Genomic DNA, 11617 nt, shown 5'->3' with positions numbered 1-11617 from the left:
GCCGCGCACGATGGCATCCCGTGAGCACTTCCCGATGGGCGGCCGTACTGCCCGACCTGGCCCCGTGGCGTTCCAGCCGCGACTTCCGGCTCCTGTTCTACCAGGGGACGGTGACGTACTTCGGCTCCTTCATGGCGATGATCGCGCTGCCGCTGCAGATCAAACACCTGACCGACTCGCCGCTGGCCGTCGGCGCGATGGGCGCGGTGGAGCTGGTCCCGCTGGTGGTCTTCGGGCTGTACGGGGGTGCGCTCGCGGACGCGGTCGACCGGCGCAGGATGATCCTGCTGACCGAGGCGGCGCTCGGGGTACTGGCTCTGGTGCTGCTGGTGAACGCCCTGCTGCCGGATCCGCTGCTGTGGCCGCTGTACGTGGTCGCGGCGGGCGTGTCGGCCCTGGCCGGGCTGCAGCGCCCGGCCCTGGACTCGCTGATGGCGCGGATCGTGCCGCACGACCAGCTGACCGCCGCGGCCGCGCTGAACGGGCTGCGCTACCAGTTCGGCGCGATCCTCGGCCCGGCTCTGGCCGGCCTGGTCGTCGCCTACGCCGGTCACGCCTCGGCCTACGCCGTCACCGTGGTGGGCTTCCTCGGGTCCGTACTGCTGTGTTCGCGGCTCAGTCCGGCTCCGCCCGTCGAGGGCGCCGAGCGTCCGTCGCTGCGCGGGATCGCCGAGGGCGCCCGCTACGCGTGGAGCCGGCCGGTGCTGCTGGGGACGTACGCCGTGGACCTCGCGGCGATGTTCTTCGCCTTCCCGAACACGATCTTCCCGTTTCTCGCGGACGAGCTGGACGCGGTGTGGGCGCTGGGCCTGATGTACGCGGCGGGGGCGGTGGGCTCGATGGTGCTGGGGCTGACCAGCGGCTGGGTGTCCCGCGTGCGCCGGCACGGGCTGCTGGTGGTGTTCGGTGCCACGGTGTGGGGGCTGGCGATCGCCGCGGCCGGCGTGGCGCCCGGCATCTGGCTGGTGCTGCTCTGCCTCGCCGTGGCGGGCGCGGCCGACATGCTCAGCGGGCTGGGCCGCGCCACGATCTGGAACCAGACGATCCCCGAGGAGCTGCGCGGCCGGCTCGCGGGCATCGAGGTGCTCTCGTACAGCGTGGGCCCGCAGCTCGGCCAGGTCCGGGCGGGCACCATGGCCGGCTGGACCGGGACCCGGTCGGCCTTCTGGAGCGGTGGTCTGGCCTGTGTGGCCTCGGTGGCGGTGCTGGCCGCGCTGCTGCCGAAACTGCTCTCGTACGACGCGGACACCGACGAGGACGCGCTGCGCCGCCGGGCGGCGCGGGAGGCCGAGCCCAGCGGTGCGGAGGCGGGCACGGCGGTGTGACGCCGCCCGGGTACGGGCTCTCAGCCCTCCTTGTCGGCGAGGATCCGGTCGGCCGCGTAGTGCGGGCAGTTCAGGGCGTGCCAGGTCACCGAGAGGGAGCCCGCACCCGTCCGCAGCGTGCGCACCACCCCGTCGGCGGCGGTGGCCTTGCAGAAGGGGCACATGACGGTTTCCGGGCGTAGTAGATCGAACATGCCCAGTCCTTCCCGCAGGTTTCCAACACCGGACCTGTCCAGAACTATCAAATCCGGCGCCATTCGGCCGCAGTACCCACAAGTACGGATGGGTATTGAGTGACATGGCCGCGCCGGAACGGCCCGGGGAAGACGCTCGCGGCCCGTCCGACAGCGGCCGACCGGACCGGGCGTCACCCCGGCGGAGGCGACGGCGTCGTACGGGTTGCACGGCATCGCCGTGCTGACGATGCCCCCGGCCCACTCGGGTCCGCCGTCACGCATTGCGCGACACCGGGCACCTGCACAAGCAGGAGAAGTCCACCGCCCCCTCCGGGACCCTCCCGCTGGACAGCATGCGCGTTGTACGCGGCGACGAGCGACCCCGCCACCCCGGACGAGACGGCCTGGGGAGAGGCCGAGGGGTGACAGGGACCGGCGGGGGGCGCTCAGTTCGGGCAGTGCGTGTCGCGTGCGGGACGCCGGCCCGTGGTGAGGAAATCGGTGACGGCCCGGTCGCCGCACGTGTTGCCGTTGCCGAGGTAGAGCCCGTGCCCGCCCTGCGCGACCGTCACCATGCGGGCGCGGCCGCCGAGGGCCTCCCGCATCTTCAGGGCTCCGGCCAGCGGTGTCGCCGGATCCCGAAGGCTCTGGAGCATGAGGACGTTGGACGGCCCGTCGTCGGTGATACGGGTGGGCGCCTCCTCGGGGGCGGTCTTCCAGAAGGAGCAGGGCAGCAGGTTGACGGGCATGCCGGCCGTGAGCGGGTACCGGGCGCGGTCCTCCCGTACCGCGGCCCGGTAGCCGTCCGGGGAGGTGTGCGGCCAGGCGACGTCGTTGCAGATGACGCCGACCATGACCGCGGCGTCCTCGTCACGGAAGGGCTGCGCGAGCTCGGGCGGGAGCGCGGGGGTTCCCGCCGGGTCCTGGGCGGCCTTGGCCAGCCGGGCGAAGGCGGGGAAGGCGGCGTCCGCGTAGAGGGCGTTCTGGAGGACCTGGCGCAGCCCGTTGCCGGTCAGGGGCACCCCGGGCGTCGTCGTCGGGCGCGGTTCCCGGTCGAGCCGGGCCGCGAGCGCGACGACGAGCGGTTCTACCTCCTCGGGCCGTGCGGCCAGGCGCAGGCCGTCCCGGTCCCGGTCGGGGTGGGCCGCCCAGGCCGCGAAGTCGGGGAAGCGCTCGTCGGCGCCGCGCGACATGTTCGCCAGCCAGCCGCGCGCGACCCGCTGCGGGTCGGGATCGCCGGTGCTGTCGAGGACCCAGCGGTCGGTGCGCCGCGGGTACCTCTGCGCGTATTCGGCCGCCACGTACGCCCCGTACGAGGTCCCCCAGGCGGAGAGCCTGCGCTCGCCGAGGGCCTCGCGGAGGCGGTCGAGGTCCCGGACCTGGTTGGCGGTGGTGAAACTGCGCAGTTCGGGGCCCCCGTTGCGGGCGCAGGCCTCGGCGATGCGGCGGGAGCGGGCTGCGTTCTCCGTGATCTCGCCGTTCGGGCCCGGCCAGGACCGCAGCGTGGTCAGGTACCGGTCCTCGGGGGCGAGGCCGCAGCTCGCGGTGGTGCTGGCGCCCACCCCGCGCGGATCGAAGGCGACCAGGTCGTAGGCGCCGGCCAGCTCCCGCTGGAGGGCGGCGCCCTTCTGGGCCAGGCGCTGCACGCCGGATCCGCCGGGGCCGCCGGGGATCACGACGAGCGTGCCGCGGCGGGCCGCGGGGCGGTCGCTGAGGACCCGGGAGACGGCGACGTGGAGCTGGCGGCCGTCGGGGTCGTCGTAGTCGAGCGGAACGGGCAGTACCGCGCACTCCTGGGCGGTGGGTCCGCCGGGTGCGGCGCAGGGCTTCCAGTCGAGCTTCGAGGCCGCGGTGGTGGCGGGCCGGGCGACTGCCGGGGCGGCGGTCGCCGTGAGACCCGCCGCCACCGTGGTCGCGGCGAGGGCGAGGAGCAGGGCCTTCTTCGGGTGGGTCGTCATGGCGCAAGCCTTGTCGATCACGCGCAGGGGCCCCATCCGGCAGGCCGGTCGGGTCGTGGTGGGGCCAACCCCCTTACGAGGAGGCCGGTTTGCCGGTGTTCCGACCTACGGCAGGGGGACGCCGCGGGCCGTGACCCAGAGCTCGTACCACTCCTCGTGCGTGAGGTCGGGTTCGCGCAGGGCTGCGTCGCGGCAGGCGCGGATCCGGTCGGGGCGGGCGGTCCCGATGACCGGCGCGATCCGCGACGGATGCCGGATCAGCCACCACAGCAGAACGGTCTCGGGCGTCGTCCCCTTGCGCCGGGCCAGTTCGGCCAGCAGCTCGGCGGTGGCCCGCTCGGCCGGCGTCTGCTGGCGGCCGGTGAAGCGGCCCTGGGCCAGCGCACCCCAGGCCTGGAGGCGGATGCCGTGGTCGCGGCAGTGTTCCAGGGTGCCGAAGGGGAATCCGTTCGCCGTGGCAGCGGGGGTGTTGAGCAGCACCCCGGCCTCCACCCAGTCACGGCTGTGCAGGCTCATCTCCAGCTGGTTGGCCACGAGCGGCTGGTCCAGCCGGGCCTGGAGGTGGGCGATCTGCGCGGCACCCATGTTGGACACGCCGAAATGCCGTACGAGGCCCTGCCGGTGCAGGGAGGTCAGCGCCGAGGCGATGGAGTCCACGTCCGCCAGGGGGTCGGGGCGGTGCAGCAGCAGGACGTCGATGACGTCGGTCCGCAACCGGGTGAGGCTCTCCTCCACGCGCCGCGTGATGGTCTCCCCGCGCAGGTCGTACATGCCCGGGCGGTCCTCGTCACCGAGCCGGATCCCGCACTTGGTCTGGAGCGTGATGCGGTCGCGCAGACCGGGTGTCCGCGCGAGGACCTCGCCGAACACGGCCTCGGACTTGCCGTGCCGGTAGATGTCGGCGTGGTCGAAGACGGTGATCCCGCTGTCGAGGGCGGCCTCGACGGCCGCCTCGGCGACATCGATGTCGCCCGGCCCGTACGGCTCGGGATCCCAGCTCCCGCCCAGGCCCATGCACCCGTACAGCACCCGGTCGTCGTCGCTCATGCCCACACCCTCGTTCGTCACCCCGCCACCCTAGTAGTGCTTTGTTGGCCGGTCTTGTCGTGGTGGGTGTCTGGTAGTTCGCTGGTTGTATGAGGGCTGGGGAACCTGCTGCGTTTCGGGGCCGGTTGGAGGATTTCGCTTCCGAGGTGTTCGCGCCGTTGGTGCGGCGGGATCAGCGGGTCAAGGGCGGCCTGTATCTGCGGGGCCTGTTGCTGGACGGCCGGCGTAAGTCGATGCAGCCGATGGCGGAGCGCCTGGGGATCGACCATCAGCAGTTGCAGCAGTTCATGACGTCCTCGACCTGGCCCGTTCAGGATGTGCGGGCCCGTCTTGCGTGGCGGGCCGTGCGGGTGGTGCGGCCGCAGGTGTGGGTGGTGGACGACACCGGTTTCCCCAAGGACGGGAAGGCGTCCGCGGGGGTGGCCCGGCAGTACTCGGGCACTCTGGGGAAGGTCGGCAACTGCCAGATCGGGGTGAGTGTCCAGCGGCCTCAGACACCGCCTCATGCCCGCTGGCCTGGCGTGTGTTCCTGCCCGCGTCCTGGGACGGCCCTGCCGCGGTCAGCCGACGGGAGGCCTGCCGGATCCCCGCAGACGAGCACCATCAGCCGAAATGGCGGCTCGCGCCGGACATGCTCGATGAACTGGCGGGCATCGGGCTGCGGCCCGCCGTTGTGGTCGCGGACGCGGGCTACGGCGCGGCCTTGGTCCGCGGCCGCTGCCGCGATACCGGTCCCGCCCGGTCTCCCTGCGCGAGCATGTGCTGGCCGCCGGACGGAGGCAGGGGCGGGCCGTGGTCTGGCGCAAGGGGTCCAAAGCCGCGCTGAGCTCGCACTTTGTACTCTTGCGGGTCCGTCTCGCCGGCCGGCGTCCGAAACCCGCTGACGATGGCACGATCCCGCTGGCCTGGCTGATCGCGCAGTGGCCTGAGGGCGAGGACGAGCCGGTGAAGTACTGGGTCTCCAACCTGCCCGCCAACATCCCGGCGAAGGGCCTGGTCAGGCTGGCGAAGTCGAGGTGGCGGATCGAGCACGACCACCGCGAGCTGAAGACAGCCCTGGGCCTGGACCACCTCGAGGGCCGCTCGTTCACCGGCTGGCACCGCCACGTCACCCTGGTCACCGCCGCCCACCTGTTCCTCACCGAACAGCGGAGCAGCCCAAAAGTCCCTGCCAGGACAGCGGGCCCGGCGGCGGAAGCGGGAACTGCCGAAGGGGCGGGCAGCCAGAAGCCCCCGTCCTCGTTACCAACGGCCTCTGCCCGCCAGTCCGTGCTGCGTCGCGTTGGCCAACCTCAATGCTGCAACCGTCTGTAGGGGGTAAAGGCACCGCCGGGCCGACTCCGGCGCACCTGATGCGCCACACCCCCAGTCCGCAGACGTCCGGGGGCCGCGGCAGCGGAGCCGGGCGGGGGCGGCGGGCCGCTCACCGCAGAGACCGAGTGCGGGCGGGCATGTGGGGCGGCAGCCCGGTGGCTGCCGCCCCACCCTGCGCCGCCTGAGCGGCGGCGACCTCAACGGGTCCGGTCTCAGAGGCGGTTCGACAGGTTGCCGTAGTAGCCGCCGACCTCACGGTGGTACTCCGCGTTGCCGAGGTGCCTGTCCTTCTCGAACTCCGGAGCCGCCTTGATCTGCTCCTTCGTCCAGCCGACGTAGATCTTCTCCTCCTGCACGTCGACCCGGTCGATCGTGCCCGCCGGCAGAAGGACCTCCTTGCCGAAGATCCACGGGCCGGTGTCGACCACGACGTAAGACGAGCCGACCTCGTCGGAGTGCTTGTCGACCTTCCCGATGGAGCCGTCGGCCGCCTCGACCTTGTAACCCGTCAGGTCGTCTCCGACCGTACGGCCGGACGTCTCGCGGTAACCCCACACATTCTCAGTCATAGAAGCAATCCCTCCACGTCATCTCCTCGAAGCACGGGCCTCCGATGCCACTGGCCGCGCCGCCGTCGCACTCGCACCTGCCCCGAAAGGCGCAGCCGAACCAGGCCGCCGCCGGCTACCTCGCCGGCGAAGGAACAGCCGCCCGCGCCGACGCCACGCTCCACCGACAAGGACGAACCCGCGACACGGCCACCACCGGCACCGAGCCGTCGCCCGACCCAGCCCGCCGACAAGCGACCGTGCGAGGTCCTCGGAGCCGATGCCGGCGGAATCGGCCACGGTCAGGAACGCGTCGCGGGTGCGGTGTGCGGCCCCCTCGCGGCCCGGGGCTGCGCCCTGCGGTCAGGAGTCAGCCAAGCAGGCCGCGGCCCGTACTCGGCCGGCTGAGATTGGGCATGGGGTTCGGGTCGTCGAGGGTGTCCAGGACGGTCCGCTCGCCGCGGTGGCCGGAGAAGCTGGTGCGCGCCGTCGCCCTGCCGTCGTCGGCGTAGCCCTTGACGCACTTCGCGCCGGCCCATTTGCCGGTGTCGGCGGTGTCGGCGATGAAGTCCTTGAAGGCGGACCCCTGGCCGACTGCGAAGTCCTCCTGCTGGGTGGGGACCTCTGTATAGAGGCGGACGACCGGCTTCGCCATGCCATGGTCAGGCCAGTCGACCCTGACCGACGCGATCTTGTTCAGACCGGTCGCCCTCAGGGAGTAGGTGGAGCCGTCCATCGGCAGGACACAGCTGTCACCCGTGTGACCGATACCGCTGAACAGGGTGACCTCGGGCTTTACCGTCTGCCGGGCAGAATCGGACATCGTCTTCCTCCAGGGTCGGGAACCCCAGCTCTACCCGTTCGGAAACTCACCGTAACGGTCGAATACGTTCCGTCAGGGTATCGGCGGTGGGACGGCCCGCCGCCCCCGGGGCCCCCTCCCCCGCACTCGGCATCCGCGCAGGGGCGGGACGCCCCGCCCGGACCGACACCGTCGGAAGAACCCCTGGCCCTACTGCGGCCGCCCGGCCGGTTGTGTCCCGAACGTCCGGACGTTGTACTGCGCGACCCACTCGGCGACATCCTCGTGCCCGGGACAGGTCAGTGCAGCGAATCCCGCCGCCGGGGCGAGAAGCGATGTGCCGACAAGCGGCCTGTGCCCCGATGGCGGGCGGCCAGTTCAGGGTCCATGGCTTGTCGGATGCCTGCCCGACTGCCTCGGCCAAGTGGAGGTCCCGCTTGCCCGGCGTAGGGCGAGTGGGGCCCGGGGGAAGCGGCCCGGACGGCGCCCGGGGCACCGTGATCCACAGTCGTACACGGGGGGGGTGGCAGTGTCGGGCAGCCTTCCGTGCCTGGGCCGTCCCTTCCAGCTCTTGCCGGGCGGCATGGGCCCGGCAAGATCCGAAAGAGACGGCCCAGCGGTGGATCAGTTGTCCACGTAGATGCCGAAGACGTCGACGATGAGGTCGATGTTGGCGTCGCTCCAGTTGAAGAAGTCGATGACACCAGTGGAGCCGCGGCCCGCCTGAACCAGGTTCGCGACGGTCTTGTTCGCGGTGAAGTTCAGGTTCGATGAGGTCGGGCTCGGCACCTCGACGTTGGTGCCGTTGTTGTAGTCCGCGATGGTGTTCGGGTCCGGAGCGACCGCGAGGAAGCCGGCCCCCTGGGGGTTGGTCACCGTGGTGTTCATGACGAAGCCAGTGGTGTGCCGTTGGCCGTCGCCGAGTCCGAGCGCACTGTAGTGGCGGCCGGGCAGCGGCTTCTTGGCCTCGCGGGTGTCTTCCACGCGCACCGGATCGAGGGGGAGGTACGCGCTGACGCTGTCGGGGCTGTAGTAGCCGACGATGTCGACGATCACGTCGGCCGGGTTCCAGCCGCCGTTGCGAATGCTGATCTGCCCGTCGGTGCCTACCGGGACGATCACCGAGTTGGCGATGGTCTGGCCCGCAGCGAAGTTCAGGTTGGACGCGGTCGGCGCCGCCTTCCCGGTGGGGAAGACGGTCAGGTGGCCGTCGCTCACCGAGTTGGTGACCGTCACGTTGACCGCCACGGCCTTGGCTCCGGCGGGGACGCCGCGGTTTCCCGCGATCTTGGTGCTGAAGGTGCCGTACCCGGCGACCTGACCCTTGAGGGTGCCGAGACCGGTGCGGGTGTCGACGAACCGGTCCGGGCTGAGCGCCGTGTAGCCGTTGGCGGCGGACCGGGTGAAGTAGCCGGTGACGTCGGCGAGGAGGTCGACCGACTCCCAACCGCCGTTGTAGAGGTCCACGTAGCCGTTGGCGCCGACCGGCACGATGACCAGGTTGGGAACCGTCTGGCCGGGCTCGTAGTTGAGGTTCGAGGTGGTCGGGCGATTGGTGCCCTCGGCGAAGGCGGTGACGTGGCCGCCGCTCCTGCTGTTGGTGACGGTGACGTTGAGGGCCACTGCGGTCACACCGGCGGGGATGGCGCCGTAGCCCCCGACCTTGACCCGGGCGTAGGCGTACGGAGCGACCTTGGCCTTCGGCGCGCCGGTGCCGTCACGGGTGTCCAGCAGGCGGGTCGGGTTGTACGGGGTGAAGTCCGAGCCTGCGGTAATGACGGTGACCGAGTTTTCGGCCGACGTCTGATTGACCGTGTCCGTCACAGTGACCTTGACCGTGTACGTGCCGACCTCGCTGTACACGTGTTCCGTGGTCACCGAATTGGAGCCGTGAGTGTTCGCATTGGACGCCGAGCCGTCACCCCAGTTGATGTCGATCAAGACGGGGGTCACGGCGCTCGTGACGTCCATGTCCAGCCGCAGCGACTTGGCCTGGAACGTGGCGGCCTGAAGGGCAACCGCGAGGTTCGGGTTCGCGTCCGATGCCGCCGGCGTGCCGGCTGCCTTTCCCTTGCCGTTGGCCGGGACCTTGACCGAGCGGTCGGCCGGGCTGTCGAACGTGGTGGACTTGGCCTCGACGGCCGAGTCCAGGTCGGGCTGGGACACCCCCTGTACCTTGCCCGACGCGGGGCCGGCGGCGTGGGCCGGCCCTGGTATGAGAGACATGCACATGCCTGCCGCGAGGATGGTCGCGGTTGCTACAAGTCGGCGATGAGACACCGATCCCCCAAATGTCTGTGAGCCCTGGAACGGGGCTGAAGGCCCGCTCAGGCTACAGAACGCGGCCCGTGGATCACTCGGGTTTAAGGCCCTGCGGTCTCGGCGTCGGACCTGGCCGCGCATGTCCTTACACCTGCCGAAATACTGGCCCGGGGTGGCCGGTTGCGTGGAACGCGCCTTCTTCCCATGAGCCGTCCAGCCGCATACACCCACTGCTTGCAGGACGCTTCAGCCCCTACCGGTTCGATCCGTCGGCAGTTGTCGAAGACAACGCCCTCGGACCGCTCCTGGAAGCCGCGCGGTGGGCGCCTACGGCGGGCAACTGCTTGACCCGGGCGTTGGCGACGGCCCCGCGAGGGCGGCTCTGGTCTTTGGCCAGGAGGGACAGCCAGCCGAACGCGTGGGCCCCCAAGGTGCGGTCGTCGGCGATGTGGGCGGTAGCGGGGGCTTCCCGTCGCGGAGGAAGGACCTTCGGGGCACACCCTCACCACCGCCTTCCTCTGCTTCCGCGCCGCCGGTCGTCTCCGGCGGCCCGGCTGGTCGGGGTCCGGCCGACCTGAACCGCCGCCGCCGTATCGGTCGTTCCTCGCCGCGGCCGTTGCCGACGACCCGCCCCACCGCAGCGTCGGCCCCGTCGCGGAGTCGGCCCCCGCGACCACGTACGGCAGGTCGGCCAGGCCTTCGGGGCGACCAACGGGCGGCACGCAGCTGCCCGCCCTGCCCGCCGCCACACCTCCCCAAAGGTAAAGGTCAGGCAATGTCGCGGGTCCGTGGTTAACGGACGTTCTCCTGAAGGGAGTACGAAGCGCTCAACTCCCCATGCCGGGACAGGGCACGCACCATGGGAGCGAGGTAACTATGTCTGACCTTCTGAACCACATCCGGACCCGCCCACGCGGCGAATGGCCCCAGCTCCTGCGAAAGGAACTACCCGCGCTGGCCGCGGAGATCGCGAAGGAACTACGCGACAGCATCCCGGGTATCTCCGCTCACGTCGCGGACATCGACGACGAAGTCGTCAACCAGCACGTGGAATCAGCCCTCCTCACCGCCCTGGGCAGCCATGAGCCCCCGGCTGCCGGACAGGGCGAGGGAAGCCCACGAGGACGGGACGCGCACGACGGGCCGTTGCCGTCCCTCAGCGCGATACCCTCCCAGCGGTCCAACGCGAGGCCCGAACAAGCTCGCCGAGAGCTCTTCACCGCCCTCACGTCCGACACTCCCCCGTCCGAGCAAGCCTTGGCAGAGCTGGCCGGGGCAGCTCGCTGGCCCCTGCCGGACTTCGTCCGGGCCATCGCCCTGACCTCACCCGGTGAGGCCCAGCAGCTGGCGGCCGGCACGGACGGCGCCCTGGCCGGAATGGTCTGCGGACAGCCCTGCCTGCTGCTGCCCACCCCCGACCCGGAAGCCCGCACCGAAGTGGCGACAACACTCCGCGGCCGGTTCGCCGCCGTCGGGCACCCCGTCCCACCCCGCGACACCGCCTCCTCCCAGCGCTGGGCCGTGCGTCTGCTCAACCTCATCCCCACCCCGTCCGCCCCGGACGCGCGCGCCGTATTCGTCGACGACCACCTTTCCGCGCTGATGCTGCTCCAGGACGAACACCTGGCCCACGCCCTGGCCGCACGACGGTTGCGTCCACTCGCCGACCTCACACCCCGCCAGAGCGAGCGACTCGAAGACACCCTGCTCGCCTGGCTGGAGGGCGGCGGCGCACCCGAGGCCGCCAAAGCCCTCAGCGTGCATCCCCAGACCGTCCGATACCGCATGCGGCAACTGGAAAAGCTCTTCGGTCCCGATCTGCGCGACCCCCGCACCCGCTTCGAGCTGGAGATGGCCCTGCACAGCAGGCGCCTCATGGCGCAGGTCCAGCAACAGCAAGCCCGGGTACCCCGCAGAACCCGCACGGCGACAGCTGAAATCCAGCAACCCCAGGACGCCGCGCGGATGGCCCGGGTCAACGGCCTATAGGCCCGGAGGGCAAACCGACCGGAGACCTACGCAATCCAAGTGTGGCGGGTACCAGCAAGAGCGGACCGCCTCGCCGGGTGAGTGGTGCGGAGCACATGCCTGACAACGCCGATCCCCGGCCACGTAGGCATGGCGCGGCCCCGGCACACCGCAGGTGTGCCGGAGCCGTGGCGGCCCCGGCCAGTTCCTCCCCGGG

10 protein-coding genes and 2 pseudogenes are annotated in these 11617 nt (G+C 71.3%); 6 read left to right on the top strand and 6 right to left on the bottom strand.

The window, feature by feature from the left end:
• Positions 1 to 20 precede the first annotated feature (20 nt).
• A complete protein-coding gene (locus tag E6U81_RS04190; protein WP_136228696.1) occupies positions 21 to 1325 on the top strand; it encodes an MFS transporter in 1305 nt (434 codons plus the stop codon).
• A 20-nt stretch (positions 1326 to 1345) separates the two neighbouring features.
• Here E6U81_RS04190 and E6U81_RS39630 read toward each other — a convergent pair whose 3' ends face one another.
• From E6U81_RS39630 to E6U81_RS04180, 3 genes are all read right to left on the bottom strand, one after another.
• Positions 1346 to 1519: a hypothetical protein gene (locus tag E6U81_RS39630; RefSeq protein WP_158714903.1), complete on the bottom strand. Its 174-nt coding sequence runs from the start codon at positions 1517 to 1519 to the stop codon at positions 1346 to 1348.
• 428 nt (positions 1520 to 1947) lie between these two features.
• Complete coding sequence (locus E6U81_RS04185; protein WP_136228695.1) at positions 1948 to 3459, bottom strand: alpha/beta hydrolase; 1512 nt, start codon at positions 3457 to 3459, stop codon at positions 1948 to 1950.
• A gap of 105 nt (positions 3460 to 3564) precedes the next feature.
• On the bottom strand, positions 3565 to 4506 hold the full coding sequence (locus E6U81_RS04180) for an aldo/keto reductase (protein WP_276615795.1): 942 nt from the start codon (positions 4504 to 4506) through the stop codon (positions 3565 to 3567).
• 89 nt (positions 4507 to 4595) lie between these two features.
• Between E6U81_RS04180 and E6U81_RS40840 the strand changes: the two are divergent.
• The 3 genes and pseudogenes from E6U81_RS40840 to E6U81_RS40830 form a co-directional block, all read left to right on the top strand.
• Positions 4596 to 4997: pseudogene (locus tag E6U81_RS40840) on the top strand (transposase); the annotation flags it as partial.
• 32 nt (positions 4998 to 5029) lie between these two features.
• The gene (locus E6U81_RS40835; protein WP_240803619.1) at positions 5030 to 5332 is read left to right on the top strand and encodes a transposase; all 303 of its coding nucleotides are present in this window, start codon (positions 5030 to 5032) and stop codon (positions 5330 to 5332) included.
• Positions 5299 to 5820: a transposase gene (locus tag E6U81_RS40830; protein WP_240803618.1), complete on the top strand. Its 522-nt coding sequence runs from the start codon at positions 5299 to 5301 to the stop codon at positions 5818 to 5820. The genes E6U81_RS40835 and E6U81_RS40830 overlap by 34 nt, the downstream gene beginning before the upstream one ends.
• A gap of 212 nt (positions 5821 to 6032) precedes the next feature.
• On the opposite strand, the gene E6U81_RS04170 is transcribed toward E6U81_RS40830, so the two are convergent.
• The 3 genes from E6U81_RS04170 to E6U81_RS04160 form a co-directional block, all read right to left on the bottom strand.
• Positions 6033 to 6389: a PRC-barrel domain containing protein gene (locus tag E6U81_RS04170; RefSeq protein WP_136228694.1), complete on the bottom strand. Its 357-nt coding sequence runs from the start codon at positions 6387 to 6389 to the stop codon at positions 6033 to 6035.
• Between the two features lie 349 nt (positions 6390 to 6738).
• Positions 6739 to 7191, bottom strand: a complete 453-nt coding sequence (locus E6U81_RS04165) for a hypothetical protein (protein WP_136228693.1) — start codon at positions 7189 to 7191, stop codon at positions 6739 to 6741.
• A gap of 603 nt (positions 7192 to 7794) precedes the next feature.
• Positions 7795 to 9336 carry a PKD domain-containing protein gene (locus E6U81_RS04160; protein WP_136228692.1) on the bottom strand — a complete coding sequence of 514 codons (1542 nt, stop codon included), beginning with the start codon at positions 9334 to 9336 and terminating at the stop codon, positions 7795 to 7797.
• Positions 9337 to 9662: 326 nt separating this feature from the next.
• Here E6U81_RS04160 and E6U81_RS41885 point away from each other — a divergent pair.
• Positions 9663 to 9773, top strand: a pseudogene (locus E6U81_RS41885) (nitroreductase family protein); the annotation flags it as partial.
• A 535-nt stretch (positions 9774 to 10308) separates the two neighbouring features.
• Positions 10309 to 11421, top strand: a complete 1113-nt coding sequence (locus tag E6U81_RS04150) for a helix-turn-helix domain-containing protein (protein WP_136228691.1) — start codon at positions 10309 to 10311, stop codon at positions 11419 to 11421.
• The last annotated feature ends 196 nt before the right edge of the window (positions 11422 to 11617 follow it).

Origin of the sequence: Streptomyces sp. A0592 (assembly GCF_004795115.1) — a bacterium.
Lineage (GTDB): Bacteria > Actinomycetota > Actinomycetes > Streptomycetales > Streptomycetaceae > Streptomyces > Streptomyces erythrochromogenes.
This window is presented reverse-complemented; position numbering and strand designations above follow the sequence as displayed.

What these genes read in the sequence shown, in the direction of transcription:
- E6U81_RS39630 (WP_158714903.1), bottom strand. Translation starts at nt 1,519, where the DNA reads ATGTTCGATCTACTACGCCCGGAAACCGTCATGTGCCCCTTCTGCAAG.
- E6U81_RS04185 (WP_136228695.1), bottom strand. Translation starts at nt 3,459, where the DNA reads ATGACGACCCACCCGAAGAAGGCCCTGCTCCTCGCCCTCGCCGCGACC.
- E6U81_RS04180 (WP_276615795.1), bottom strand. Translation starts at nt 4,506, where the DNA reads ATGAGCGACGACGACCGGGTGCTGTACGGGTGCATGGGCCTGGGCGGG.
- E6U81_RS04170 (WP_136228694.1), bottom strand. Translation starts at nt 6,389, where the DNA reads ATGACTGAGAATGTGTGGGGTTACCGCGAGACGTCCGGCCGTACGGTC.
- E6U81_RS04165 (WP_136228693.1), bottom strand. Translation starts at nt 7,191, where the DNA reads ATGTCCGATTCTGCCCGGCAGACGGTAAAGCCCGAGGTCACCCTGTTC.
- E6U81_RS04150 (WP_136228691.1), top strand. Translation starts at nt 10,309, where the DNA reads ATGTCTGACCTTCTGAACCACATCCGGACCCGCCCACGCGGCGAATGG.